This is a genomic window from Dyella japonica, assembly GCF_040545895.1.
Lineage (GTDB): Bacteria > Pseudomonadota > Gammaproteobacteria > Xanthomonadales > Rhodanobacteraceae > Dyella > Dyella japonica_D.
Map to the genome: position 1 here is coordinate 429,541 of NZ_JBEPMU010000006.1, position 26,567 is coordinate 456,107.

General features: G+C 63.5%; 26 protein-coding genes. 12 read left to right on the top strand and 14 right to left on the bottom strand.

Annotated elements, in window-relative coordinates; all coding sequences use genetic code 11:
* The first annotated feature begins 128 nt into the window (after window positions 1–128).
* A complete protein-coding gene (locus tag ABIC75_RS20315) occupies window positions 129–1,112 on the top strand; it encodes an MBL fold metallo-hydrolase (RefSeq protein ID WP_354015709.1) in 984 nt (327 codons plus the stop codon).
* Window positions 1,113–1,245: 133 nt separating this feature from the next.
* Here the strand turns inward: ABIC75_RS20315 and ABIC75_RS20320 are convergent, their stop codons facing one another.
* From ABIC75_RS20320 to ABIC75_RS20335, 4 genes are all read right to left on the bottom strand, one after another.
* Window positions 1,246–1,833, bottom strand: a complete 588-nt coding sequence (locus ABIC75_RS20320; RefSeq protein WP_354015710.1) for an RNA polymerase sigma factor — start codon at window positions 1,831–1,833, stop codon at window positions 1,246–1,248.
* Window positions 1,834–2,171: 338 nt separating this feature from the next.
* Complete coding sequence (locus ABIC75_RS20325) at window positions 2,172–2,846, bottom strand: class I SAM-dependent methyltransferase (RefSeq protein WP_354015711.1); 675 nt, start codon at window positions 2,844–2,846, stop codon at window positions 2,172–2,174.
* A gap of 221 nt (window positions 2,847–3,067) precedes the next feature.
* Window positions 3,068–4,279: a lipase family protein gene (locus ABIC75_RS20330; RefSeq protein ID WP_354015712.1), complete on the bottom strand. Its 1,212-nt coding sequence runs from the start codon at window positions 4,277–4,279 to the stop codon at window positions 3,068–3,070.
* Between the two features lie 5 nt (window positions 4,280–4,284).
* Complete coding sequence (locus tag ABIC75_RS20335) at window positions 4,285–4,665, bottom strand: hypothetical protein (RefSeq protein WP_354015713.1); 381 nt, start codon at window positions 4,663–4,665, stop codon at window positions 4,285–4,287.
* A gap of 177 nt (window positions 4,666–4,842) precedes the next feature.
* On the opposite strand from ABIC75_RS20335, the gene ABIC75_RS20340 reads away from it, so the two are divergent.
* Window positions 4,843–6,234 carry a PLP-dependent aminotransferase family protein gene (locus tag ABIC75_RS20340; protein WP_354015714.1) on the top strand — a complete coding sequence of 464 codons (1,392 nt, stop codon included), beginning with the start codon at window positions 4,843–4,845 and terminating at the stop codon, window positions 6,232–6,234.
* 16 nt (window positions 6,235–6,250) lie between these two features.
* Here the strand turns inward: ABIC75_RS20340 and ABIC75_RS20345 are convergent, their stop codons facing one another.
* On the bottom strand, window positions 6,251–7,291 hold the full coding sequence (locus ABIC75_RS20345; RefSeq protein ID WP_354015715.1) for an AraC family transcriptional regulator: 1,041 nt from the start codon (window positions 7,289–7,291) through the stop codon (window positions 6,251–6,253).
* Between the two features lie 516 nt (window positions 7,292–7,807).
* On the opposite strand from ABIC75_RS20345, the gene ABIC75_RS20350 reads away from it, so the two are divergent.
* Window positions 7,808–9,190 (top strand): DUF3300 domain-containing protein, encoded by a 1,383-nt coding sequence (locus ABIC75_RS20350; protein WP_354015716.1) that lies wholly within the window; start codon window positions 7,808–7,810, stop codon window positions 9,188–9,190.
* A gap of 46 nt (window positions 9,191–9,236) precedes the next feature.
* Window positions 9,237–10,169, top strand: a complete 933-nt coding sequence (locus tag ABIC75_RS20355; RefSeq protein ID WP_354015717.1) for a DUF2950 family protein — start codon at window positions 9,237–9,239, stop codon at window positions 10,167–10,169.
* Between the two features lie 65 nt (window positions 10,170–10,234).
* Here the strand turns inward: ABIC75_RS20355 and ABIC75_RS20360 are convergent, their stop codons facing one another.
* The 4 genes from ABIC75_RS20360 to ABIC75_RS20375 all read right to left on the bottom strand — a co-directional run bounded on the left by ABIC75_RS20360 (window position 10,235) and on the right by ABIC75_RS20375 (window position 13,859).
* On the bottom strand, window positions 10,235–11,377 hold the full coding sequence (locus ABIC75_RS20360; RefSeq protein WP_354015718.1) for an FUSC family protein: 1,143 nt from the start codon (window positions 11,375–11,377) through the stop codon (window positions 10,235–10,237).
* Between the two features lie 79 nt (window positions 11,378–11,456).
* Complete coding sequence (locus ABIC75_RS20365) at window positions 11,457–11,672, bottom strand: rubredoxin (protein WP_354015719.1); 216 nt, start codon at window positions 11,670–11,672, stop codon at window positions 11,457–11,459.
* A 153-nt stretch (window positions 11,673–11,825) separates the two neighbouring features.
* Window positions 11,826–12,995, bottom strand: a complete 1,170-nt coding sequence (locus tag ABIC75_RS20370) for a hypothetical protein (RefSeq protein WP_354015720.1) — start codon at window positions 12,993–12,995, stop codon at window positions 11,826–11,828.
* Window positions 12,996–13,010: 15 nt separating this feature from the next.
* Window positions 13,011–13,859: a hypothetical protein gene (locus ABIC75_RS20375; RefSeq protein ID WP_354015721.1), complete on the bottom strand. Its 849-nt coding sequence runs from the start codon at window positions 13,857–13,859 to the stop codon at window positions 13,011–13,013.
* Between the two features lie 237 nt (window positions 13,860–14,096).
* On the opposite strand from ABIC75_RS20375, the gene ABIC75_RS20380 reads away from it, so the two are divergent.
* From ABIC75_RS20380 to ABIC75_RS20390, 3 genes are all read left to right on the top strand, one after another.
* Entirely contained in the window at window positions 14,097–15,491 is a 1,395-nt protein-coding gene (locus ABIC75_RS20380) for a DUF3300 domain-containing protein (protein ID WP_354015722.1), read from the top strand.
* 11 nt (window positions 15,492–15,502) lie between these two features.
* On the top strand, window positions 15,503–16,405 hold the full coding sequence (locus ABIC75_RS20385; RefSeq protein ID WP_354015723.1) for a DUF2950 domain-containing protein: 903 nt from the start codon (window positions 15,503–15,505) through the stop codon (window positions 16,403–16,405).
* Between the two features lie 202 nt (window positions 16,406–16,607).
* The gene (locus ABIC75_RS20390) at window positions 16,608–17,804 is read left to right on the top strand and encodes a BamA/TamA family outer membrane protein (RefSeq protein ID WP_354015724.1); all 1,197 of its coding nucleotides are present in this window, start codon (window positions 16,608–16,610) and stop codon (window positions 17,802–17,804) included.
* Between the two features lie 49 nt (window positions 17,805–17,853).
* Here ABIC75_RS20390 and ABIC75_RS20395 read toward each other — a convergent pair whose 3' ends face one another.
* Together ABIC75_RS20395 and ABIC75_RS20400 are read right to left on the bottom strand one after the other, a co-directional pair.
* Window positions 17,854–18,312, bottom strand: coding sequence for a glycine zipper domain-containing protein (locus ABIC75_RS20395; RefSeq protein ID WP_354015725.1), 459 nt, complete (start codon window positions 18,310–18,312; stop codon window positions 17,854–17,856).
* 96 nt (window positions 18,313–18,408) lie between these two features.
* Window positions 18,409–19,104, bottom strand: coding sequence for a response regulator transcription factor (locus ABIC75_RS20400; protein ID WP_354015726.1), 696 nt, complete (start codon window positions 19,102–19,104; stop codon window positions 18,409–18,411).
* 539 nt (window positions 19,105–19,643) lie between these two features.
* Here ABIC75_RS20400 and ABIC75_RS20405 point away from each other — a divergent pair.
* The 3 genes from ABIC75_RS20405 (at window position 19,644) to ABIC75_RS20415 (ending at window position 22,361) form a co-directional block, all read left to right on the top strand.
* A complete protein-coding gene (locus tag ABIC75_RS20405; protein WP_354015727.1) occupies window positions 19,644–21,182 on the top strand; it encodes a sensor histidine kinase in 1,539 nt (512 codons plus the stop codon).
* Window positions 21,143–21,793, top strand: coding sequence for a response regulator transcription factor (locus ABIC75_RS20410; RefSeq protein ID WP_354015728.1), 651 nt, complete (start codon window positions 21,143–21,145; stop codon window positions 21,791–21,793). Before ABIC75_RS20405 ends, ABIC75_RS20410 begins: the two co-directional genes overlap by 40 nt.
* A 112-nt stretch (window positions 21,794–21,905) precedes the next feature.
* Entirely contained in the window at window positions 21,906–22,361 is a 456-nt protein-coding gene (locus ABIC75_RS20415; RefSeq protein ID WP_354015729.1) for a response regulator, read from the top strand.
* On the opposite strand, the gene ligD is transcribed toward ABIC75_RS20415, so the two are convergent.
* Window positions 22,358–23,266: a non-homologous end-joining DNA ligase gene (gene ligD / locus ABIC75_RS20420; RefSeq protein ID WP_354015730.1), complete on the bottom strand. Its 909-nt coding sequence runs from the start codon at window positions 23,264–23,266 to the stop codon at window positions 22,358–22,360. The genes ABIC75_RS20415 and ligD overlap by 4 nt on opposite strands.
* A 38-nt stretch (window positions 23,267–23,304) precedes the next feature.
* Window positions 23,305–23,541: a hypothetical protein gene (locus ABIC75_RS20425; protein ID WP_354015731.1), complete on the bottom strand. Its 237-nt coding sequence runs from the start codon at window positions 23,539–23,541 to the stop codon at window positions 23,305–23,307.
* Between the two features lie 328 nt (window positions 23,542–23,869).
* On the opposite strand from ABIC75_RS20425, the gene ABIC75_RS20430 reads away from it, so the two are divergent.
* Together ABIC75_RS20430 and ABIC75_RS20435 are read left to right on the top strand one after the other, a co-directional pair.
* Window positions 23,870–24,106, top strand: a complete 237-nt coding sequence (locus tag ABIC75_RS20430) for a hypothetical protein (protein WP_354015732.1) — start codon at window positions 23,870–23,872, stop codon at window positions 24,104–24,106.
* Between the two features lie 114 nt (window positions 24,107–24,220).
* The gene (locus tag ABIC75_RS20435) at window positions 24,221–25,897 is read left to right on the top strand and encodes an amidohydrolase (protein WP_354015733.1); all 1,677 of its coding nucleotides are present in this window, start codon (window positions 24,221–24,223) and stop codon (window positions 25,895–25,897) included.
* Between the two features lie 39 nt (window positions 25,898–25,936).
* Here ABIC75_RS20435 and ABIC75_RS20440 read toward each other — a convergent pair whose 3' ends face one another.
* Window positions 25,937–26,521, bottom strand: a complete 585-nt coding sequence (locus ABIC75_RS20440) for an FMN-dependent NADH-azoreductase (protein WP_354015734.1) — start codon at window positions 26,519–26,521, stop codon at window positions 25,937–25,939.
* Between the last annotated feature and the right edge of the window lie 46 nt (window positions 26,522–26,567).

A 26,567-nucleotide genomic window follows, 5' to 3' on the forward strand; every position in this document is an offset into this window, starting at 1 on the left:
TTGACAGCGTGCGGAAATATTGTGGACCATTCAGTCCAGAATGTGAAATCCCGCTTCGTTCCCCGCCTCGCCGGTGCAATGCCGCGAGGCACTCACGTTGTCTTCCTTTAGAAAATAAGGTCACGAGAATGAAATCTTCGGGTATGTTGATGCGTGCCGGCCTTGCAATGGCCGTGATCCTTGGCTTGGGTGCGGTAGCAGCACCGGTGCAGCAGGCCCAGGCGGCGGCAGCGCAGATCAAGAAGTCCGGTAGTGCGTACTACCGTTTCATGCTGGGCAAGTTCGAAATCACCGCGCTCTCCGATGGCACCACGCCGCTGCCGGTCGACCAGTTGCTGACGCAGACCACGCCCGAGCAGGTGAAGAAGGCGCTGGCGGCGAACTACATCAGCATGCCTTACGAGATGAACTTCAATGCATTCCTGATCAATACCGGCGACAAGCTCGTGCTGATCGATACGGGCGCAGGTGCCATGTTCGGGGCCAACCTGGGCAAGATGGTCGATGCGCTGAAGGCTTCCGGCTATACCCCTGAGCAGGTGGACGAGATCTACATCACCCACATGCATCCCGATCACATTGGCGGCTTGGTGGCGAACGGCAAGGCCGTGTTCCCCAACGCGATCGTGCGCGCCGACAAGCGCGAGGGCGATTTCTGGTTGAGCCAGGCCAACCTGGACAAGGCTGGCAAGGACGACAAGGGTTTCTTCCAGGGTGCGCAGGCTGCGCTCAAGCCCTATGTGGATTCCGGCAAGTACAAGCCGTTCGATGGCACGGCGGAGTTGTTGCCCGGCATCAAGCCCGTGCTTCTGCCCGGCCACACGCCCGGTCACGCGGGTTACATGATCGAGAGTGAAGGCCAGAAGCTGCTGGCCTGGGGTGACGTGATTCACGTGGGCGCCGTGCAGTTTGCCCAGCCCACGGTCACCATCCATTTCGATGCCGACAGCAAGTCCGCCGAGGCAGCCCGTCTGAAGCTGCTTGCCGATGCTGCGAAGCAAGGGTATTGGATCGCCGGCGCGCACTTGTCGTTCCCCGGCGTGGGCCACATCCGCGCTGCGGGCAACAACGGCTATACCTGGATTCCGGCCAGCTATACCGCCATCCACTAAGCGACAGTTGCACGAGGAGCCCGGGGCAAGATCGGTGGCCCCGAGCTTCAGCAGTGGCTCGGCTTGGTTGTGTCAGCGCGTTTCAGGCGCTGCCTGCGGATGTGTCCTGGTATCCAGCCTTCCATTACCGCGATTACGGCGCCCCGGTCTTCGGTGCCTCAACGGCAAGGAAGGGCAGCACATTGCGCAATTTGGCTTTGGCTTGTAACAAGCATGCTTTCACCGTGCACAAAGGTATGCCAGTGATCGTAGCCACGTCGTCCAGGCTATGGCCGATGCCGTAAACCAGCTCGAACACGAGGCGCTGGTCGCAGGTGAGGCGGGACAGGCCATGGGTGATCCGATCCCGCAACTCGGGAACTTCCTCGCCGTTGGTCGAAGATGTTCGATATAGAGTGAGGTTGTCTTCATCGAAAGCTTCGGCCCCACGCCGTCGCAGCGCCTTCATTGCAGCGCGATAGGCAATGCCCATGATCCAGATGGACACCCGTGGTGCCTGTCGAACGTCGGCTGCCTTTTGCCAGATGACCCAGAAAGATTCGTTGATGACCTCATCGATGATCTCTCTGTGCCGAGTCACGCGATACAGGAACACGCAAAGCCTCTCGTGATAGCTGTGATAGAGCGTCGCCAGCGCGGCACGGTCGCCATGGGCGATGCGTTCGAGAAGGCGCCTGTCCGTGGCATCGGTATCCTGCTTTCGGTGGGAACAGGTCTTCAAGGATGACCTCATGCCGGCATTGCAAATATTCAGGGGAATAGAAGCCCTCCGGTGATGTCATCCGGTGAGTCGCTCTACTGATGCGGTGATGGGCTGGGGTGGGGGAGGGAGCCCAGGGCATCTTGAGGCATGCGCGCACTTTCTTGCGATAGCCGTAAAGAAGGCAAAACGTGTTTTTGTGGCGCCCGTCTCATGTCGGACACCTTTTATCTCGTCAGAGCACTTGCTGACGACGGAGACTAGCGTGCAGGCCCATCGGACGATGGCCGGTTATTTGCGTTGCCGAGCCGATGGTCCGCGCGTTCGGTGCTTGTCTGCTGCGCGCTAACCGGACTGCACTAGGGCATCTCGGCCCTGAACAACGCAACCTTTCCGACGCGCCACACGGCAACCTTGGCAAAGTGCTCGGCAAGAGCCGACTGCAGGCTTGCCTGCGTGTCGTGACGGTTTCCAAAAATGCCCTTGCGGTTGTAAAGCTTCATGAGGCGACGACCGATCCAGTTGTGCCTGGCCTCGTCGCCGAGGATCGTCGCGCCATAGAGCACGCCGCCTGGAACCAGGTGAGGACCAAGCGTGGAAAATACTGTGCGTGCCTTTTCGGCCATGTTTCCCGGCAGGCAATGCAGGAGATAGAACAGGGAAATGGAATCGAACCTCTTGTCGCCGAGTGCGCCGCTGGGTTGCAGCACGTCGTCGCGGACCAGCGTGGGCTGCAGATGTGCAATGCGCGAACCGGCGGCCCTCAGGCTGTTGTCATTGAGGTCCAGCAGGGTGACTTTCTGCCCGGGCTTGTCCGAGCTATGCGCAAGGTAGTAGCCCGATCCCACGCCAACATCCAGATGGTTGGCGCTCAAATGCTGCCGGAAAAAAGGCAGCAGCACGGCGTTCGTCGGACACTTCCACGCGTAGTCGTTGGAAAAGCCGAGCACCCAACGGTCGTAGATCTTCAATACGCGATCGCTATAGATGGCCGCGCCGTGTTCGGAATCGGCGGGGTCGGAAAGCTTGTTCATGACTGACATTGCCAAAAAACTACAGTGGGTAGAGTGAGACATTAATATGACAGTAGCGTACACGGCTACTGGCAGATCTGCTCCAACGTGAGTCTCACGCAGTGCACTTCTCAGTTCTTTCGATCACGCGTTGTCTCTGAAGATGGCTATGGCGCTGGCGGAGCGCACGATTCCGTTGCTCGGACTATCCATGCGGACATCGGCTTGCTGTTGTAGCTCACTCAACGGGGTGTCGCCACGCAACTGCTTGGCGCGGGCCTGCCCTCGAAGCGATCGCGCATCCATCCGACGGCCCGCAGTGCGCTGTCGCTGCCGATGAAGCCGTGGTGTACGCCGGGCAGCTCCACGTATTCGACGCGGCTGCCGGCATCGCACAGTCGCTGCACGTAGGCTTGCGTGACCGTGGGTAGCACCAGGCGGTCTGCGGCGCCCTGGGCAATGAAGACGGGAAGGTCGGGCGGCAGGGTGCCCGCCTCGTTCTGCGCGAGCAGCGACTTCCATGGTTCGACATCGGTGATGTCTTTCACGGAAAGGAATTGCTCTTCGAGCGGACGCTGTGAGTAGTGTCGTTCCACCATGTCCAGCGGCGACTCGATGCACTCGTTGGAAAGCGCGTCCACCGCGGGCATGGCGGTAGGTGCGACGACCTGGTCGATGGGAGCGCTAAATACGCGTTGCCACGACCACAAGGTCATCGCGGTGACATTGCGGCCACCATCGGTGTCGGCATCATCGCGGAGCAGCGTTTGCAGGTCCGAAGCGGGCGCGGCGGCGGCGACGCCGACCAGGTTCAGTTCCGGCGCATAGCTCTTGCTCAGCATGCCGGTGAACAATGCCGCCTGGCCACCTTGCGAATGACCCCAGACGGCGTAGCTTGCGCTTGCGTCGGCGCCTGGCAACTGGTGCGCAGCGCGCACGATGTCGATGACTGCGTGCGCTTCGCTGGCGCCGACCAGGTAAGGATGTGGGCCCGCGGTTCCCAGTCCCGGATAATCCGTCGCCGCCACGATGTAACCGTGGCGCACCATGTCGCGCAGACCCATCATGCTCTGGAATACGAAGCGCGCTTCGGAAGGTGCGCAACGCGGTACGACGCCGGTGGTGGGGTGCGCCCAGGCCACCACGGGGCGACCGCCCGCGGGGGCAGTTCCCGGCGGAATGACGATCACGCCCGATACGGCGATGGGCTCGCCATGCACGCCCACGGAACCATAGAGCACGCGATATGCGCTGGCACCCAGCGGCGCGCCGTTCATGGGTTCGAGACGGATGATGGAGCCGGGCGCGCCCATCGCCTGCGCCTCGTCGATGCTGTAGAACGCGGCATCCGCTCGCGCATCCCGCATGCCGACGCCGCTCCACATGGACATGCCGGCTACGCCAAGCACGACTAGCGCGACGGCCGTGGCGATTTTTCCTCGACGGTTCGACATGCTGCTCATCCAACCGTCATCGCCCAGGTGATGAACGCCGTGTTGATCACGGTGAACACCATGCCGAGCAGGAAGAACCCATCGGCCGCGTATTCCAATCGGTGATTGCGCTTGATGCTGCGCGTGCGAAGCGCCCAATAGGAAAGGAACGCAGAGATCAGGTAGACCATCGTGTTGATGGTGAGCAGATCATCGCCCAGCACGTCTTCGCTGCGCAGCGTCACTACGACGCGAAGTATGCCGACCACCGTCAGGCACACGCCGACCATGACGGACGAGGACGTGAAAATGTGCACGCAGATGTCGTCGTCGAGCGCACGACGGCGCGCGCTGCGCTGCTCGCAAGCAGCCACTGCGGAAGGGAGCGTGCGTCGGAACGTGTTCATGGGCGTGGCCGCAAGCGGTAATGGCGGCGCATTGTGGCGACGGAGCGGGCAGGGGCGTTTCCGGTTTGCAGCGGTCCTTTCCAAATCGAACGGCGGGCGCCGGCTTTTTGCCGGGAGTGGACTTGATTCCGGGCATGCATACAATGCAACAATGAATCCATACATTGGAAACGGTCGATGGCCAAGCCTCGCCAACTGAGCTGGAAGCCCCGATTGCCGGCCAATCGCGGTCCCATGTACCTGGCCATCGCCGATGCGATTGGCGAGGACATCGAGGCGGGCACGCTGGCGCCGGGCGACCGCCTGCCGCCCATGCGTGCGCTGGCGGAATGGCTGGGCATCGACTTCACCACGGTCACGCGCGCCTATGCCGAAGCGGCCCGGCGCGAACTGGTGGATGCGGAAGTGGGACGCGGCACCTTCGTGCGCAAACGCCCGCTGCCACCGCCGCGCACCGTCACGGTGGGCGCGGTCGAGATGAGCATGAATCATCCGCCGGAGTTCAACGATCCGGCCTTGCTGGCTTGCATGTGGCGGGGTTTGCGTAGCGTGGAAGAGCGCGGCCAGGATCTGCTGATGCGCTACCAGCCACCGGGCGGCACATCAATCGATCGCGAGATGGGCGCGCGCTGGCTGTCCTCGCGCATGGCGAATGTCACCGCTGATCGCGTGCTGGTGTGCGCCGGTCTGCAAGGTGGCCTGCATTCGGTGTTGAGCATGTTGCTTTCGCCGGGCGACACGCTGGCGGTGGAAGCGTTGACGTATCCCGGCGTGCGCGCGCTCGCTGCACTTCTGCGCATTCGTCTGGTGCCGGTGCCGATGGATGAACACGGCGTGGATCCGGACGCCCTCGATGCAGTCTGCCAGTCCGAAGGTCCGAAGGCCTTCTACTGCATGCCCACGCTGCACAACCCGACCACCACCACCATGCCGTTGGCGCGGCGCGAGGCCGTGGTGGCGGTGATGCAACGCCACAACCTGCCCATCATCGAAGACGACGATTACGGCTCGCTGCCGACTCTGGTGCCCACGCCCTTGGCCGCGCTGGCACCCAATCTCACGTACCACATCGCCGGCCTTTCGAAGTGCCTGTCGCCGTCGCTGGTGGTGGCCTATGTGCTGGCGCCAGATGCATGGTCGGCGGCGCGGCTCACCTCGGTGATGCGCGCCACTTCGGGCACGGTGTCGTCGTTGAGCGCAGCGGTCACCTCACGCTGGATCGAGGACGGTACGGCCGAGCGCGTGGTGCAGGCCATCCGCGCCGAAGCGAAGGAGCGCCTGGCGATTGCCGCGCGCATGTTGCCGAGCTCGCAGCTGGTGATGCCCACCGAAGGTTTTCACGTATGGCTGCGTTTGCCCGAGCCGTGGACCAGCGGCGAATTCGTGGGTGGCTTGCGCCATGCCGGCATGGGCATCGTGGGTCGCGAGGCCTTCAGCGTGGGCAGCTCGCCCGAGGCGGTGCGCATCGCCCTGGGTGCGTCGGCCACGCGCGATCAATTGCGCAACGGGCTGGGCATGGCGGCCGATCTGCTGACGCAGCTGCCGATGATGTCGTCGACCGTCGTATGACCGTCGACGCGAATCCTTAGAACGACGACGCGTGCAAGCTGTGGACGGTGGCGCGGGTGCGCAGCGTCTCGGCGTCGCCTTCTTCCGCGTCGAGCGGATGAAAGTTGTGACGACGCCACAGGTTCGGCGTGGTGCCGGTAAAGCGCTTGAACACCGTGGTGAAGTGCGCCTGCGTGCAGAAGCCCACTTCGAGCGTCACATCGATCAGTGTGTGGCTGCTGGTGGCCAGCAACGTTTTCGCGCGGTCGATGCGGCACTGGAGCAGATAGTCGTGCGGACGCTGGCCCGTGGCCACGCGGAACTGCGCAGCGAAATGCATCGGTGACAAACCTGCGGCCGAGGCCATGTCCGAGAGCGTAACCGCGCCGCCCAGGTTCGCGTTCACGTAGTCGTGCACGCGCTGCAGTCGCCAGCGCGGCAAGGCAATGCGCCGCGGCTGATCGCTGTTCAAATGCGCCTGCGCCAGCAGGTGGAAATAACGGGTGACGATGGGCGCGGCTACGCGCTCGGCGTACTGCCAACCGCACATCTTGTCGTCGGCTGCGAGCAGTGCGCGCGCCAGTTGCTCGATCACGGTGTCCTGCGCCACGTGAGCAGGCGAGGGCGCCGTCATCAGGTGCAACGAATCCGCGGCAACGGCCATGCGACGCACGAAGGCTTCGGACAGATGCAGATGCAGGATGTCGCAAGGCGACTCGAAACGCGCGCGCAACTGCTGGCCCGGTGCGCTCAGGTGGAAACTGCCCGCACGCCATTCGCCGCAATGCACATCGTGCGCATCGGCCGTGAGCGCCAGCTGCGTGGAACGCATGAAGATGCTCGCCACGTAGTAGCCGCGCGGACTCTGCGCGGTATGTTCGCGCGGCGTGGCGCGGTGATCGGACCAATGCGATGCAACCACGGGCCGGCCGGCCTGTTCGAGATCGAGATCCGGCTGGCGCCAGGCCCGTTCGCCATGAACGGCCAGGGCGTGACGGCTCGCGGATGTCGCCGCATGGCGTGAGTGTCGGTGCCTGCCCGAGCTGAGCGGCGCCCTTCCTGCGTAGAGCTGATGCATCTGTCCTTCCTCCCAAGGTGGACAAGCCATCGGAACCCCTGCCTGTCCCGCGTCATTGACTGGATCAATGTTGCGAGAAGTTGCGGATCGTATGCATACAATTTTGGGAAGTCAACTCGAAATTTGGCCTATGCCGGTGCCGTTCAAACGTCTGTTTTGGCTTTGAAATAGCCGGAAAACCCGACCGTTTCAGCGTTGCATACCCGTGAGTATGTGCGGGCAAAGCCTTGAAAATTGTATGCATGCGGCCGGGCGCCTTCGCTCTCAAAGGGGCGATGCCCCCTCGCCGAAACGAGCGGCTGGCTGGCTCAGGCCGCCCCGGCCGAGCCACAAACGGCCACGCGACCGTTCGATTTCGAAAGGAATCCTGCGTAGCCAAAAAAGCGGGTGCGTTCCGGAAAACCCGTGACCCTTGCCGATGGAAGACTGCACGCCATCCGCACTGGCGCCGTCGCCGCTTGTTGTCGCATCGACGGCCAGAGCCTGCGGAATCGCTCACTTCCTCTGGACTTCGACATGATCAACAAGAGCACAACCCATGCGCTGACCGCGATGGCGTGCGCGGTCGCGCTCGCCGTAACCTCGCTGCATGCGACAGCCGACGACGCCGCTTCTGCAACACCGGCGCCGCCTCCGAGTGTGCCGGTCACGGCGCCCATGACGTCCAGTCAGCTTGATTCGCTGGTCGCGCCCATCGCGTTGTATCCCGATGCGCTCGTAGCGCAGTGCCTCAACGCGGCGACGTTTCCCGATCAGGTGTCCATCGCGCAGGATTGGTTGAGCGGGCACGGCAATCTCACCGGCACGGCGTTGTCGTCGGCCGTGAATGCGCAACCGTGGGACCCCAGCGTCAAGGCGCTCACGCAGTTTCCCAGCGTGCTGTCGAACCTGGCGCAGAACCTCTCGTGGACGTCGAGCCTGGGTGAGGCGTATCACAACCAGCCCACGGACGTGATGGTGGCCGTGCAGGCGATGCGCGCCAAGGCGCAGGCGGCCGGCACGCTCAAGTCGACGCCGCAGATCAATGTGGTGCAGCAGTCGCCGCAGACCATCGTGATCCAGCCGGCCAATCCGCAGGTGGTGTACGTGCCGCAATACAACCCGGCCGTGGTGTATGGCGTGCCTTATGTGGTGCCGTACTACCGGCCCGTATTCGTGGCCCCGTCACCGGTGATCACGTTCGGCGGCGGTGTCTTCATCGGTGCGGGTTTCAGCGCCGGGGTCGGCATCGTGGGCGGCGGTGGCGGTTTCCACTGGGGCTTCAATGCATGGAACGTCAACTGGGGCGGCGGTGGCGGCGGCACGGTGATCTACAACCACACCACCTACATCAACAACAACATCTGGCACGGCAACCACTACACGTATAACGGCTACCGTCCGTGGGGCCCGGGCCCGCATGGCCCCTGGCCCTATGGCCCGCACCCGTATGGCCCACCGGCACCGGGCAGCGCCCGCATGCAGCACTACGACAACTATCTGGCGCATCGCTACACCGCCGATGGCGGCGACACCTGGCGCAACGATGGTTACGGCCCGCGCGGCTCCGGTCCGTGGGCGCCCGGCAGCCCGGCCATGCGTCATTACGACAACGAGATGGCCAACCGCTATCCCGCGGACGGCGGCGACACCTGGAGGCGTGGCGGCTACGGACCGATGGGCGCTGCGCGCGAGGGTTTCGGCCCCAACGGCGACGGCTATCGCCATGACGCAGAAGCCGCACCGCGCGACTTCGATCGTGGCGACGACGGACGTTTCAATTCCTTCGCCGGCAATCGCGCGCATTCGGGCTGGAGCGGCAACGGCGCGTCCAGTCGCGCGGAGAGCTTCCGCGGTCACGCCAGCATGGCGCATGCGCGCATGCCGTCCTTCCACGGGGGTGGCGGCCGCCGCCGTTGAGGCGCAGCCATCGCATCACCTCCACTCTTTCATTCGCAGGTAAACCATGATCACCGTACTTTCCCTGTCACGCACGGGCACGCTGGGCTCGCGCATGCTCTGCGGCCTCGCCATGGCCACCGCCGCTGCGCTTGGCCTGATGCAGTCGGGTACTGCGCTGGCGCAGTCCATGCCGCAATACTTCGCCACGCCGGAACAAGCCGGACAAGCCCTGGTTGACGCTGTGCGCGCAGGCGACGATCCGGCGCTGGCATCCATCCTTGGTTCGGACGGCGCCTCGGCGCTGTCCAGCGGCGACACGACCGAGGATGCCGATGCGCAGAAGGCCTTCGTGCGCAAATACGACGTAATGCATCGCTGGGCGACGCTCGCCGATGGCAGTGACATTCTCTACGTCGGCGCCGACAACTACGCCTATCCGTTTCCATTGAAGAAGGACGGCGCCAGCGGTTGGCGTTTCGACGGGCTGGCAGGCACGGACGAGATCCAGGCGCGCCGCATCGGCAGTCACGAGCTGCTCGCCATGGACGCCGCCAATGCCATGGCGTTGGCGGAAGAGGGCTACAAGGAGCGCGAGCATCAGTACACCTCGCGCATCATCAGCAAGCCCGGTACGCACGACGGCCTGTACTGGTCAGCGGCAAAGGACGAACCCGAAAGCCCGCTCGGCAATCTGCGCGATATGCCGGCCTGCGCATCGTGCGCGGACGGCAGCCAGATCTTCGATGGCTATGTGTTCCGCATTCTCGATGCGCGGCAGAGCGGCAAGAGCAGCAGGAGCTATGTCGTCGACGGAAAGATGACCGGTGGCTTCGCCGTGCTGGCCACGCCGGTGACATATGGCGATACCGGCATCATGAGTTTCCTGATCGACCGCGACGGCGTGCTGTACGAAAAGGATCTTGGCGCGGCAACGAGTCAGGCCGCCACGTCCATCAAGGCCTACGACCTGCAGGATGGATGGGCGCCTGCGCAGTGAGCGGAAGCAGGCGGCATGGCTGCAGCGTGCCGCCTGGCGTCTGTTCGAAACGCCGTTCGCGGCAACTATCCATTCGGCGCGTGGCCAATCTGCCGTTGGCCCTTCAACCAGGACGTTACGGCGATCACCGCGGAAAGGCCGACCAGGGCCAGCACGATGCCCAGCAGTCGGCGCAGCGCGGCGGACGCATCGGGCGACCAGCCGTGGTCCTGCACGAAGACCATGATGAACCCCACGCCGAACTGCGTGCCGATGTAGCTGACACGCGCTGAACCCGATTGGATATGCGCTGCAAGCCACACCCCGGCCGCCAGCACCAGCATGCACAGCGCGGGCACATGACCGATGACGGGAAGCAGCGGTGCGGCAATGAGCGCGGCGCAAAAGCAACCCAGCACGCGATTGAGCATGCGCTGCTGTACTTCCATCGTGGCGGTGCCCTGCGACAGTGCCGGCAGCGGCACCAACAGCACGGCGACGATGGAAACCATGGCTTGCGACAGGCTCGGCAACGTATGAAGCCGGTCGATGCCGGCGAGTAGCGCTACCGCTGCCGCGCCATCCAATGCCTGCCAGGCTTTCAGTCGACGCAGGCCGCTTGCGGGCGCAAGCGTCGGTGCTCCTGCGTGCGCAGGCTGCCCTGGTTTTTCCAGCGTGCGTCGCCGCAGCCGTGCAAGACCCTGATAGATGGTGGCGACTGCCAGCGTGGAGCCCACGCCCGTGGCCACGTCGATGATGCGATCGAGCGCCAGCGCTGGCAGGGAAGGCGCGTGCGCCGCTTCGCCAAGCACCATCAACGCCGTTACCGTACCGAGCACCCAACTGTATGCGCGGGGCGATCCGATCATGTTGTAGATGCCGATGCCTGCGATCACCGCCAGTGTGGGCACGATCAGGCCCGCATGTGGCAACAGGAACACGGCCAGCGCAACAGCGGCGGCGGCACCGGCCAGCGTGCCGACCATGCGCTCCAGGCAGCGGCGCAACATCACCGGCAGGTCCGCGCGGAACACCACATAGGCGCTCAGTGCCACCCACCAGCGATCCCTCAGGTCGAGCAGATCGGCCACGCCCACGGCCAGCACGACGGACAGCACCGTCTGCAGGCACAGCGCAGCGCGGTCGCCGTGAAGGCGAACGAGCCGAAGCTCGTCCAGCATGCCTCCGACGACGCCACGCAGGTGCTCGCGCACCGAGATTGCCTTCATGGAGGCATCGCTCCGCTCTTCCGCCGAGCGTCATTGTGATTCAGCGCGAGTGTCTTGCGTAGCCGCGCGAGGGTGCGGCTCAGAATCCCGTGATCACGCAATAGGCCCGCTGATAGATCACATCCACGGATTCGAACGATGACTTGGGTGCGCCGCAATCCGGGCAGCGCCAATCCATCGGCACAAGCGCCCAGGCGGTTCCGGCGGGAATGCCCGATGCAGGGCAACCCCGGGTGGCTTCATAAACCCGCCCGCAGCGGGTGCACAGCACATCGTCGACGTATATGCGACTCATGGACGGCATCTCCCGAACATTCACGTCACGCGGCGAGGCGCCGGTGACCGTTGGCCAGAATGTTCGCGGAGCGCGTGCAGGCAGGTTTTCCTGGCGGCACGTTCCTTGTCGAAACGCACGATGGGTTTCGACGCAATGAGCAAAACAGAGTGATCAGACGACCAGTTTCAACAGCTGCGTCAGGATCACCTTGGCCGGAATCACGCTCAGCCAGATCGGCGCGAACGGCAGCAACGCCGCCACGGCCAGTGACAGCGCGGCCCGCGGATCGAACAGGACGGGCCGCATGGAGTAGACGTTGGCCGTCACGCTGTACAGGTCGGTGGTGGCGGAGAAGTCCGGCTTCTCCAATGACTCCTTGTCGACGACGCTGCCGGGGCCGATCCATTTGTTTTCGAACTGCGTGCCGAGACGGCTGGCCAGTGCGCCGTACTCGAATATCCCGCGTCGCCATGCCATCAACAACATGCGACCGAAAACCATCGGCGGGATGAGAAACAGGACCATCACGATGATCGCCGTGGCGATGGGCGTGGCGGGATGGTCGATGGGGTTCAAGCCCATGTGGAGCACTTCATTGCCGAACGTTCCCGCAATGATGATGCCGATGGCCAACGCGAGTGGCGTGAACATGCGTGGCGAAAACGCCACGAACAGCAATCCGCCCGCTCTGTCGGGGTGGGACGAAACCAGATGCAGCCCCATGTGCGATACCTGGTGGAGAAAACGCGTCCACACGCCGACGCGCCACACCCAGCTGAGCAGAAGACCAAGCAGCAGCGGCAGGCTTATCAGCATGTGCCACCAGGCGGCGAGCGAGCGGCGGGACGACTCCGGTGCGTAGTGCCAGATCGGCAGCGAACTCTGTGAAACGGTGAGCGCGATGGTGATGACGAACGCATACACGATGATCGTCATGGCGGCCGATGGCCACACGCCCAGGCTAAGACGACGCGTGGAGGCGATGGCTTCGTCGAAGCGCTCCCGGTCGGCTTCGTCGATGATGTTGGAGGTGACGAAGTGCCGCGCGGTCAGGTCCAGGCGCGGGAGGATGATGTATTCGGAAAGGATCAGGATGGGTACGGCCAGCAGGAAGCGCGCGTGCACGGCCACATCGGTGAAGAACGCATGCAGCAATTCGCCGTGGCCTGAAAGGAGCGCTTGCAATGCGCAGAGTGCGGCGAGCGGAACCCAGGCAAAGGCCACCGAAATGAGTACGCGTCGAAACGCCTGGGTGCGGTGTTCGGGCTTGATCAGGCGTAACCGTCGCAGCACGGCGACGTGCTTGGGTTCCTCGAAGATGCTGGTGGCCGGTTCCGTCATCGCGCGAGCCGGGACTCAGAAGTGCCAGGTGAAGCTGATCGCCGGTCCGCTCAACTGCATGCGCTTGAGGAACTTGTCGCTGCTGTTCTGCTCGTATTCCACATCGCGATAGTTGAGCGCGACGTCGCCCCAGTGAAAGCCGTAGGCCACGCCGACCATCAACTGATAGGTGCTGTCCGAACTGCCGGCGCCGACGTCGACGTAATAGGGAAAGAACCAGTTGCTGTCCGCAAACGGCGACCAGCGGCCACGGATGCCGATGATGCCGTCGGTGACGTGCGTCTGGTTGTTCAGATGGCCGCTGTCGCTGATGTTGACGCGGCCGCCGGTGCCCGCCAGGTTGAAGTTCCAGTCGAGATTGCCCTTGATCCAGAGATAGCGAATGCCGAACACCAGGTCGATGTAACCCTGTTGCCCGTGCGCCATGGTGTAGAGGCCGGCGAAATTCACCATGCCGCCCTTGATGCCCCAGCGTGTGTCGAGGTTGGCATTGGCATTGATGCGGTCGCCACCGACGTTGGTGAAGCGGCCTTCTTCATTGGTGAACTTCACCCAGTCGAAGTCGCCGTAAAAGCCCCAGTTGCCCTTGCGTATCGTGCCGTCGACCATGAGCGCGCCGCTCAGGTAGTCGAAGATGTTGTTGTCCGACTTCTGCACGACGGTGCCGCCGTTGTTAGGCAGTTCAAAGCGTGTTTCCGCGCTGATGCCAGGTAGCCATCCATACGGCTGGATGCTTCCGTGCCAGTCGCCGTCCCAATAATCCGGTGTATCGGCCTTTGCCATGGGCGCAGCCAGCGCTGCCAGACATGCGATGGCAGCAACGGTACGAGACAAGAGAAAGCCCGGGAACGTGGTGCGGCGCATGGCGGCTGTCCTTGGGAGTGGGCAATAGGACATATGGTCGTGCGCCGCGGGCTTGGGGCACAGCGAACTACTACCTAAGGTCTCGGTGGTAAATCTACGGAATGCGAGCGCTACGCTGTCGCATGGCTGTCCCGCTAGGTAGTTTTACTGAGTGCGCTTCCGAATAAATGCAGTGTCCAAGCCGTCACGCGAAGTATCAAGCTGGTGCGAGCGCGGGAGCTGCATGGGAGCGGCACGATGAAGACGACAAGGCTCGACGGATTTCCAAGGTTCTGCCTGCGGTGCCTCTTGTGCCTGCCCTTGCTGATCGCCGGCCCTGTGGCTGCGCAAAGCGCGCAAGGCGCACAGAGTGCACCGGCTGCGCAGGGCAGCGGGCAGAAGATCTACAACAACCAGCAGCTCGATCAGATGCTCGCGCCTGTGGCGTTGTATCCCGATGCCTTGCTGTCGCAGGTGCTCATGGCCTGCACCTATCCCAGCAGCGTGGCCGAAGCTGCGGCGTGGTCTGCGTCGCACCCGAAGTCGCAGGGCGACGATGCGGTGAAGCAGGTGTCCAGCCAAAGCTGGGATCCCAGCGTGCAATCACTGGTGGCGTTTCCCCAGGTGCTTGCGCAGATGAAGCAGCAGCCCGAATGGGTGCAGAACGTGGGCGATGCGTTTCTTGCCCAGCCGGACGACGTGATGGCGTCGGTGCAACGTCTTCGTGCGCAGGCGCAGAAAGCCGGCAACCTCAAGTCCACCGAGCAGCAGAAGGTAGTGGTGGAGCCGGCGCCCGCGGGAGCGAGCGCGCCCAGCACGACAGTCATCCAGATCGAACCGGCCAATCCGGAAGTGGTGTATGTGCCCACGTACAACCCCACCGTGGTGTACGGCACGTGGGCGTATCCCAGTTATCCGCCGCCCTATTGGCCGCCGCCGCCGGGATATGCGTATCCCATCGCCAGCGGCCTGGCCGCAGGCCTCGCGTTTGGCACCGGCATCGCGATTGCCAATTCGCTGTGGGGTGGTTTCGATTGGGGGCACAACGACGTCAACATCAACGTCAACCGCTACAACAACATCAACGTCAACAACCGCATCAGCGGCAACGGCAATGTGGCGTGGAACCACAATCCAAGCAATCGGCGCGGCACGCCGTATCGTGACCAGGGCAGCCGGCAACGCTATGGACAAGGCGTGGGCGGCGCCAACGAGCGACAGGCGTTCCGCGGCAACGATGCCAACCGTGAGCGCGCGCTGCAAAGCTTCGATCGTTCCACTGGCAACGGTTCATCGATGGCGGCGCGACGTTCGGCGGGCGAATCGGGAGCCGCATTGAATCGTCCCGCTGGTGGCAACCGGCCGGGCGGGCAAGGCGGCGGTGTGGAACGCGGCAATCTCGGCGGCCAGACGCACGGCAACCTGGGCGGCGAGACACGCGCGAATCCCTCATTCGAAAATCGTGGTTCCGGTGGACAGCGCAACAATGCGTTCAGTGGCGGGCAATCGCCGGGCTCGGCGCGCACGCAGATGGATCGTGGACAAGCCAGCCAACGCTCGATGTCCCAATCCCGTGGCGCCGGCGCCGGCGCCGGCCGTCAGATGTCCCGACCTGCGCCCAGCCGGGCAGGTGGCGGATTCCATCGTCGTTGAGGAGCCTGATCATGAATCGCACTCCCAAGATCCGTCGCGTGGTGTTGAGCACGATGCTGTGCGTGAGCTGTGTCTTCTCCGGCATCGTGTTGGCGCAGCAGGCGACCTATCCGTCGGCGGACGAGGCGGCCAACGCGCTGGTGCAGGCCATCCGCAACCATGACCAGCCGGCCCTGGCCAAGGTGCTTGGCAACGATTGGAAAAACTACGTTCCCACCGAAGGCATCGATCAGGACGACGTGGACCTGTTCCTGAAACGCTACGACGAAAGCCATCGCATCGATACGGCCGACGGCAAGGCGCACCTGGATGTGGGCAAGGAGAACTGGGTGTTGCCGCTGCCGATGGTGCAGGGAAAAGGCGGCTGGCATTTCGACATGACGGGCGCGCAACAGGAGATACGCACGCGCCAGATCGGCCAGAACGAGCTGGCCGTGGAACAGGCATTGCTTGCCTACTACGATGCGCAGCGCGACTACGCATCGCAGGATCGCGATGGCGACAAGGTGCTGCAGTACGCGCAGCGCCTGCTCAGTTCGCCCGGCAAACACGACGGCCTGTACTGGCCGGTGACGGGCGATGAAGCGCCCAGTCCGCTGGGGCCGAAATTCGCCAACGTGGTGCCGGGACAGGGGTACTACGGGTATCACTACCGGATACTCACGGCGCAAGGCCCCTCCGCTCCGGGAGGCGCCTACAACTACCTCGTCGGCAAGCGCATGACCAACGGTTTCGCGCTGATTGCATGGCCTGCACAGTATGGCGAAACGGGCGTGATGAGCTTCATGGTCAGCCACGATGGCCAGGTTTTCGAAAAAGACCTCGGCAAGAATGGCGCGACCGTGGCGCAGTCGATGAAGGCGTTCGATCCGGACAGCAGCTGGAAGGAAGTGGACGTTCCTCCCGCCAACTGATCGACGCCGCCATGCTTCATGGCCTCGATGTTCGCGCCGGTCCGGGAGTCGCTTCGCCACGTGCTTTTACCTGGCGCATCGCGGAGTGTCTGTGCTGTGCGCCGCGACGATGATTCGGCAAGGTCGCGTCATCGATGCTTCGCCACGATGCCTGGGCGATGGAGACGTGATGAGGTCGTGCCTCACGATGGCATGCTGGCTCATGGTCGCGGGACTGTGGCTCGGCGGAGCCGAACTGCACGCGCAGACATCGGCGCCAGACCAGAACGCGCCTGATGCGTCGTTATCGCCAGACGGGCCTTCGCCGGCATCGCGGGATGAAAAGAAGACCTCATGGCTGAGCAAGTTCCGCGATCCCAAGGATGGCAGCCTGGATATGTCGCGCTGGCTGCTCCAGCACAAGGGCGCGTTGTTCGTTCCCATCATCATCACCGAGCCTGCCGTGGGCAACGGCGGCGGGTTGGCGGCGGTGTTCTTTCATGCGCCCAAGCAATCGGAAGCATCCAAGGAAAGCGGGCTGCGCATTCCACCCGACATCTATGGCGTCGCCGCCTTCAAGACGGAGAACGGCACGTGGGGTACCGGCCTGGGCGGTTCGTTCCACTTCAAGGACGACACCTGGCGTTACGAAGGTGCAATGGGAAAGATCTACGTCAATCTCGATTACTACACGCAAGGCTTGCTGCTCGCGCCGAAGAAGATCGGCTACAACATCAATGGCATCTTTTCGTATCAACAGGTGGCGCGCCGGCTGGGGCAAACCGATCTCTTCGTCTCGGCGCGGTGGATCTACATGGATTTCGACAGCCGGCTCAACGTGGCCAGCGACGAGCAATATTTCCAGCCCAGGGAATTCGCGCAGCGCGCTTCCGGTGTGGGACTTGGATTGGGCTACGACTCGCGTGACAACACGCTTACGCCATCGAAGGGATGGTTGTGGCAGTTGGAAGCCACCCAGTACGCGCCGGCCTTTGGCAGCGACAACACGTTCCAGAGTTATCGGGCGCACGCGTTCGGCTATTTTCCGTTCGGCCGCGATTGGGTGCTGGGCACGCGCGTGGACTACCGCGCCGTGCGCGGGGACGTGCCGTTTTATCAGCAGCCGTCCATCGACTTGCGCGGCATCGCGTACGGTCGATACCAGGACCAGAACGTGGGCATGCTGGAAGCGGAGTTGCGCTGGAATTTCCTCCCGCGCTGGGCGCTGCTGGGTTTTGGCGGCGCGGGCAGGGCATGGGGGCGACGCCTGGATTTCGGCGACGCGAGTACGCACACGGCCGAAGGCGTGGGCTTTCGCTATCTGATGTCGCGCACGCTGGGTCTCTATGCCGGCCTCGACTGGGCATGGAGCGAAGGCGACCACGCGTACTACATCCAGGTCGGCAGCGCGTGGCGATGAGCGCCGCGAAAGCGCGCGGCGTGCAGCGTTGCCCATCGCGCCACGATGTTCAACCGACGGTGTAGCCCTTGCCCTTCATGCAGGCGCTGTACGCCTGGCCGAGGTTGGCGGCGTTCTGATTCTGCGTCGCGGCCGACGCGGCATTCTGTTGACGGCGTTGTTCGCGCGCCCGCATGCCGCCGGCCACCACGCCTGCAGCGGCGCCCACGCCCGCACCATGCCCCGCATCGTCATTGGCCACACCGCCGATGACGGCGCCGGCAGCCGCGCCGCGTGCCGCGCCGGCCACGCGCTGGCCGCCGCCGACCGCAGGGCCTGTTTGCGGTGGCGGCACTGCCTGGGTGGGTGCATTCGTCTGCGCCCACGACATGCAGGCGTTCTTGTCGGCCTGCTGCTGGTTGGCATCCTGTCCGTTGGCAGGGTAGGTGGCGGGCAGTTGCTGGGCCGATGCGGCAGCAGCGATGAAGGCGAGTGCCCATCCGGTGTTTCGCAGGCTTGAGATGTTCATGTGTGCTCCCTCTGGCAACCTGAGAAAAGCGGGCCGCGCGTGCCGCGCCAGCCCCGTTACGTTGGCGGATGCGATGCCCGCCATGGAATTCGCGGTCTATTGAAGCGGCTCGTCCTCCGCCGCCAAGTCAAGCTCGTAAGGCGCAACCGGAATCAGACCCAGTCGCTCCGCTTCGCGAATGAGCGCGACACCGCTGTGCACACCAAGCAGGTCGAGCAGTGACTGGCGGTGGCTTTCCACCGTGCGCACCGAGATGCCGAGTTCCGCCGCGATTTCGCTGGTCCGCTTGCCCTTGGCCATGGATTCGATCACTTCCCGCTGGCGCCGGGTGAGCCGATGCAGGGACTCAGGCGCGTCGAGCAGCGTGGCCATCAGTTGCGGACTGATGAACTGATTGCCTGCGCAGACCTCCGCCATCGCGTTGAACAGTTCGCTGCTGGGTGATTGCTTGAGCACGTAACCGTTCGCGCCGGCCTGCATGGCTTCGCGCACGATCAAGGGTTCGCTATGGGTGGACAGCACGACCACGGGAATGGCGCTGCCTTGCCGCCGCAATCGCTGCAGTGCCTGCAAGGCACTGAAGGGCGGCATGGCGATGTCGGTGATGACCAGATCCACCTGGCCATCCAGCACGGCATCCACCAGCGCTTCCCCGTCGTGCACCAGGAGAACCGAGCTGGTGCGCTTGGCGAGCAGGCCCGCCAGGCCTTCGGCGACGCAGCGATGCTCGTCCGCCAGCAACACGCGAAGCTTGCGGGTGCTTTTGGAGGCTGCGCGCGCGTTCGCCTTCATACGACGGCGCGCAAGGTGGCTTGCCGCTGCGCATGAAGCGCGCTGGCGGCGACAAAGCCGCGTTGGCGCTCGGCCGAGCCGCCGCACCGGGGCCGAGGACACTTCGGTTTCATGATCGGTCTGATCCCCGCCGAGCCGCTGTTTGTCCTTGGGCCAGCTTGGGCTTTCGACGCCTGCTTGGTAAGCGAACTTTCACTCAAACAGGGCACGTAAATTTACTGAAGATGGCGTGAAATTTCGGGGGCAGCGAAGCTTTTGGCGTCGACTCTCCGCGTCGCGATTCCACCTGCATCGATGCAATAGGCCGGACGCGACATCCAGGGAAAAATGCAGGGCTGGATGGCCTTGCCACGCCATTCGTAGAACTACCTAGGCCATCACGGAGCAATGACGGCCATCGTGGGCAAATGTGCCTTGGCTTCGATGGTCCAGCGACGTGTCGCAAGGGCCGCAGCTGTTGATCACAGCGGGGCGAAAGGATGCACGGAGCAGAGGGGATCATCAGTGGCAAAGCGCCGGTCGGTGCCTTGCCTCAACACGTGACGCGTGGCATAGGCGCAGGCCTGGCTGCGATGGCGGCGCAATGGCTGTCGCTGGCGTTGTGGGATCACACCCTCGATTTTCAGGTGATTTGGCTATCCGGGCCATTGTTGCTGGCCCTGCTGCTGTGTTCGCCCTACAGATACTGGCTTGCCTACGGTGTGGGTTGGGCGACCGGCATGCTGTCACTGTCGCTGCTGATGGGGTTGCCTGCCAAGGGCATCGCCACCGTGACGGTGTGCGTGCTTTTACTCATCAGCGCTGCTGCGTGGGTGCTCAGTCAGCTGCGCAAGGATCAATCGACCGGCAATTTTCTGCAGCTTCTGCTCTTCCTTGTCGTAGCGGTGGTGGCGTTGCCCGTCGCGACAGGCACTGCGGTATTTGGTTTGTCCGCGCTGATTGAATTGCCTTCGTGGCTGTCCAGGGAATGGTGGCATGTGGCGCTGGCCGATTCGCTGGGTTATGTCGTGCTGACGCCGGCCATTCTCAGCCTGCTCAATCCGGGCTCGTCGCTGCGGCGTGACACGCTGCCGGGATGGAACATGCCGCTCATCACGCTGGTCGCATTGGTGCTGCTTTGGGTGGGATGGCGAGAGCTGGGCGGAATCGCCACCATACGTCCGCTGCTGTTGCTGGCGCCGGTGCCGCTGGCGATCTTCGTGGCCTTGCGTGCACAGGTGGTCGGCGCCTGCGCGGTGAATCTCGTCGTCGGAATGATGGCCATCGAGCTCAGCCTGTCGCATGAGGGGCCGTTCGTGCAGCCGGAATCCGAACTCACCACGATCAGCGTGCAGCTATGGATGCTGGCCGTCTCCATCGCGTCGCTTTATCTCGCCGCCTTGGTTGAGCAGCGCCGGGCCACGCAACGGGATCTGGCGATTACCAGCACGGAAGTGCGCGAACTCGCGGGTCGGTTGATCGTGGCGCAGGAAGAGGAGCGTGCACGCATCGCGCGCGATCTGCACGACGACATCAACCAACGCCTCGCGGTGGCGTCGATACGGTTGAGTGCCCTGCGGCGCAAGGTGGACGACACCAACAAGCAGGACGTGAGCCAGCTGCAAAGCGACCTGATCGCTCTGTCAGAGGACGTGCGTCATCTGTCGCACGATCTTCATCCCAGCATGCTGACGCAGACCGGCCTCACCGCGGCGCTGGCAGGGCTGTGCCAAAACCTTCGGCGTCGATGCGGCCCGGTGATCGAGTTGAGGGTGTCGCCGCACGCCAAGGATCTTCCGGAAGACGTGGCGCTCTGCCTTTATCGCGTGACACAGGAAGGCCTTGGCAATGCACTTCGACATGCGGATGCGCAGCGCATCGAAGTGGCGCTCCAGATTGCGCACCACCAGGTGGATCTCACCATCACTGACAACGGCAAGGGATTTGTCACGGAAGGAGAGGGGCGTCGAGGGCTGGGACTCATGAGCATCGACGAACGCACGAAGCTGCTCAGTGGCAGCTGTCGCTTGCAATCAACTCTGGGAAAAGGGACTGAGCTATGCATACGAATTCCGCTAGAAGCCCACGGGCCAACCTGAAGCCCAAGCTCATCATCGCCGACGATCACCGCATGGTGGCCGAGGGCGTGCAGCATATCCTCGATGAGGATTTCGAACTGCTGGATATCGTCGCCGACGGCGATGCGCTGGTCGACGCCGTGCAGCGGCTGCAACCGGATCTTGTCGTTGCGGACATCAACATGCCGCGCTGCAACGGCATGGATGCGCTCAAGCGGCTGCGCCATGCCGGCTTCGATACGCGCTTCGTGTTCCTCACCATGCACATGGAACCGGCGCTGGCCGTGGCGGCGCTGCGCGCGGGTGCGCGGGGATACATCCTGAAGAATTCGGCGGGAGAAGATCTGCGCAATGCGGCGCAGCAGGTGATGGCGGGGGCCACCTATGTCACGCCGGCGCTGGGGGCGCGCTACATCAGTGGCCAGATGACCGACATGCGCAACCTCACCTCCAAGCAGTTGCAGGTGCTGCGTCTGGTCGGCGAAGGGTTGCGCTCCAAGCAGATCGCGTTGCAGCTGGGCCTGTCGGTGCGCACGGTGGAGGCGCACAAGTACACCATGATGCAGGTGCTCGGCGTGCATTCCACGCTGGAGTTGGTGCGGCGCGCGCAGGATCTCGGCTTGCTGTTTTGACACGACGGCACGTCCGCGCACGATGCCGGATACCGTGATGGGTAGTTTTACTTAGCGAGGACGCGTTCTCTTTCGGTGGCGAAAGTTCTTGCATTGGACGATCCTGCGTTCGATGCCCAGTAAATCGCCTGAAACCAGCGTAAAACGCGCCACGCTCGTGCTGGCCGAGGATCACGTGCCGGTCGCCGAGGAGTTGCGTGAATTGCTCGGCGAGGAGTTCGACGTGTTGGCCGTGGTCGCGCATGGCGAAGCCTTGGTGAAGGCAGTGCGTCGTCTTCGCCCGGACGTGGTGGTGACCGATATCAGCATGCCTGGCGTGGATGGCTTGCAGGCGGCGCGCGAACTGCTTGCCGACCGCCCCGATCTGCCGGTGGTTTTCATCACCATGCATGACGATGCCACGTTGGCTCGCACAGCCCTGAGTCTTGGCAAAGGCTATGTGCTGAAGGCCTCGGCAGGAGACGAACTGGTGGATGCGCTGAAGCAGGTGCTGGACGGCCGCTATTTCCTCTCGCCTGCGATGGGTCATCTCAAGGCACTGCTGGACCAGTCGCCATCCAGAGGCTAGTCCCGGTCTTTCGATGTGCCATAGGTGCGTGTCGCCTTGTCGAGGCTTTGCCGCATCGTGGCGAAACCCTCCCATGGATCGGCACGAAGGCGCGCAATCCGCTGCCTGGCGTTTCGCAGGTCGAACGCGTTTCCGCTGGCGCAGCGGCCCAGGTCTTGCCAACGCAGCGGCATCGCCACCGGTGCGCCGGCACGTGCGCGCAGCGAGAGCGACGCCACGCTGGTGGCGCCGCGCGTATTTCGCAGATAGTCGATGAAGATGCGTCCCTTGCGTTCGCTCATCACCGACGTCGCGGTAAATCCGTCGGAACGATCGCTGGCAAGCTGATGTGCGAACGCGCTGCTGAAGCCGCTGGCATCCTCCCAGCGGCAAGCCGAGTGCAGCGGAACGAGCACATGCAGGCCCTTGCCTCCGGTCGTTCGCACGAAGCTCTTGAGGTCGACCTTGGCGAGGCGGTCCCGCAACCAGCGCGCGGCGTCGATCACGTCGTGCCACGCCACGCCCGTGCCGGGATCGAGATCGAACACGAGATAGTCGGGCTCTTCCAATGCATCGGCTTTCGACGCCCATGGATGGAATTCGATTGTTCCGTACTGGACCAGTTCGATGATGGCGCTTGCATCGCCAGGACAAAGGTAGTCGTCGAGGTCGCCGCTTTCCTCGCGCAGTCGAACGTGGCCGACGTGCCGCAATCCGCGCATGGGATGCTTCTGGAAGAAGCCCGGTTGGGCGAGTCCTTCCGGAAAGCGGAACACCGACGTGGGTCGTCCTTCGACGCCAGGCAGGAACCATGGCATGACGGCGTCGTAATAGTGGGCTACGTCCTGCTTGGTGATGTCGTCGTCGGGAAATACGACGCGCTCGGGATGCGTCACCACCACACCGTGGAATTCATTCGTCGCCATGGGCGCTCTCATGTTGATGTTTCGAAATAGCTGCGTGCTTATTCGGTGCGAGCGGCGAGCAGTGCTGTCAGGCGGCCCGGCGTGGCTGCCGGCGTGTCGCCGCGAAGTTCCATCATCTTGCGCTCCGTTTCGCGGATCTGCAGCTCACCGACCGGATGCCGGCGTAGCTGTCCGCGCAGGAGTTCGTTTTCCAGTTCGAGCATGCGATAGAGCTGCAACAATTCCTCGAACGCCTCATGCAAGGGCAGGTGAAATTCTTGCGTGCCGTCCGTCATCGGAAGACTCCATGATCGGGTCTCCGAACTTGACGACGTGACAGTTAACGACGGGTGACGTATCGATGTGATTTCTGCGACCGACGGCACTGGCCTGCCATGGCGTTCATGGATGGCAAGCGCATGTGTATCCATCGTGAAACACATGCGGAGCCACCACTATTCCCATTGTCGTAGTCGTATTCCTACGCGACTTTAGGTGTCGTACCGATAGGATGGAAGGTGTAACAGAGGCATGCTCTTTTAGTCCGTAACGGACAGATCGTCACGCGGGATGCGTACACGATCAGCTGGTGGCAGGAACTCTTTTTCCCCACAGGGTTGGAACATGGTCACCTATTCACTCAAGCAGTCTCCGGACGGTTCGTGGTGCGTGTGCCGTCTCGGCTTTTCCTTGTTCAGTGATCTGCGGCTTGGCAGCGCCATCAAGCTCGCCCGCGAAGTGGCGCGCGATGAACACCTGCGTTCCGGGCGTTCGGTGTGCGTGGAGATGCCGGGTACCGACACTTCCATTCGCCTGGCGCAGTACGCGCGCCCGGCAGCGGTGCTGGAACAGGCCGCGTAAGTCCTTTGTATCCGGGGCGAAGGGGCGCCCTGGGTACGTACATGTTGCATGGCCGCTTGTGTGTCATGGCCGGGCTGGGCAAAGTCGCGGCATCCTTCCGCCCGGGATTCGTCCATGCGCCTGCCGCTACGCTGTTCTTCGATTGCCTTGCTCGCGCTTGCCGCGCTGCCGCTCCAGGCGACCACGTTGCTGGTCAATGCCCACATCCACACGATGGATCCCTCGCGTCCTGAAGCCACGGCGCTGGCTTGGAAGGACGATGGACGCCTACTTGCCGTAGGAGATACGGCTGACCTCAAGAAGCAGTATCCCGACGCCACGATCGAGGACGCCAAGGGTGCCACCGTCATTCCCGGCCTGATCGATGCCCACGGGCACATGCTCGGCCTGGGCATGACGCATATCCAGGTGGATCTGGTCGGCAGCACGTCGCGAGCGGAAGTGGTGTCGCGCCTCAAGGCCGCTGCCGCCAAGCTGCCGCCGGGTACGTGGCTGATCGGTCGCGGCTGGGATCAGAACCGCTGGGCCGACAAGCATTTCCCCAGCGCCTCCGATCTCGATGCAGCGTTTCCCGATCGCCCGGTGTACCTCGAGCGCGTGGATGGTCATGCATCCTGGGCCAACACCGCCGCGATGAAACACGCGACCAAGTCGCTGGATGGCGACTGGCAACCCGAGGGCGGTCGCATCGAGCGCGTCGGCAAGAGGGCGACGGGCGTGCTGGTGGATGGTGCGCAGGCCCTGGTTGGCCAGGCCGTTCCTCCACTGACGCACGAACAGACGCGCGATGCCTACAGGGCGGCGTTCGCGGATGCTGTCGCTGCCGGCCTTACCGGTGTGCACGATCCGGGCGTGAGCCTGGAGGATTTCAAGGTGCTGCAGGAAATGGCCGCAGCCGGTGAAATTCCGCTGCGCCTTTATGAGATGGCCGACGGCAATCACCAGGCACTCGACTGGCTGTGCAGCCAGGGCGGTCACTGGGCCGATGCGAGCGGCCGCCTGCAGATGCGCACCGTGAAGCTCTACATGGACGGCGCGTTGGGTAGCCGCGGCGCGGCCTTGCTGGCTGATTACAGCGACGACCACGGCAACAAGGGCATCTTCGTCACCTCGCCCGAGGCTTATCGCACCGCCGTGGAAAAGGCGTATCGCTGCCACGTGCAGGTGGCCACGCATGCCATCGGTGATCGTGGCAACCGCAACGTGCTCGATACCTATCAGGCCGTGCTGGGCGATCACGCCGACAGCGATCATCGCTGGCGCGTGGAGCACGCACAGATCGTGGCGCTCGACGACATTCCGCGCTTCGCCTCCTTGCATCTGATCGCCTCGATGCAGCCCACGCACGCCACCTCCGACATGCCGTGGGCCGAACAACGTCTCGGTGCGGCGCGCTTGAAGGGGGCCTATGCCTGGCAGCGCTTCATCCAAGAAAAGGTGCCGCTGGCGTTCGGCTCGGATTTCCCGGTGGAGCAGGTCAATCCGATGCTGGGCCTTTATGCGGCCGTGACGCGGCAGGATCTCAACGGACAGCCGCCGGGCGGCTGGTTGCCGGATCAGCGCGTGAGCCGTATCCAGGCGTTGGCCGGTTTCACGCGCGGCGCGGCGTATGCGTCCTTCATGGAAGACCAGGTCGGCGCCTTGAAGCCCGGCATGCGTGCCGACTTCGTGGTGCTCAGTGGCGATCTGCTCACCGTATCGCCGCGGCAGATCGCCGACCTCAAGCCGCTCAGCACCTGGGTGGATGGCAAGGCGGTTTACCGCGCTGAAAAGACAAACGCCGCACCCTGAGGTGCGGCGTCTGCCGGGGACGGTGGAGCGTGATTTAGCTTACGCAGCCTTGCGGGTCGCCACGCCGATGGAGGCATGGGCCGACTTCAGGGCTTCAACCTTGTGGTCTTCGCTGAAGTTGACGCCCTCGGCACGCACGAACTCGATGTCCGTCACGCCGAGGAAGCCGAACAGGGCGCGCAGGTAGGTTTCCTGGAAGTCCATCGGCTGGGCGGCGCTGCCTTCGCTGTAGATGCCGCCACGCGACGAGGCGATGATCACGCGCTTGCCACCGGCCAGGCCTTCCGGACCATTCGCGGTATAGCGGAACGACTTGCCGGCAACGGCGATGCGGTCGATCCAGGCCTTCAGCTGGCTGGGAATCGAGAAGTTGTACATCGGGGCGCCGATCACCACCACGTCGGCGGCCAGGAACTCGTCGATCATCTGGCTGGCCTGCACGGCAACCGGATCGCTGGCGTCGGCCACGGGGGTCCAGTGGGCCAGCGGGTTGGCGACCAGATCGTGGTAGATCACTTCCGCTGCCGGGTTGTTGGCCTTCAGTTCGGCGACGATGGCGGCGGTGAGGCCGCGCGAAACGGAGTGGCTACCCAGGGCGCTTGCGTCGAGATGCAGCAGTTTCATGGTATTTCCTCAGTTGACGGGCCGGACCAACCGGCGACGGAACTAA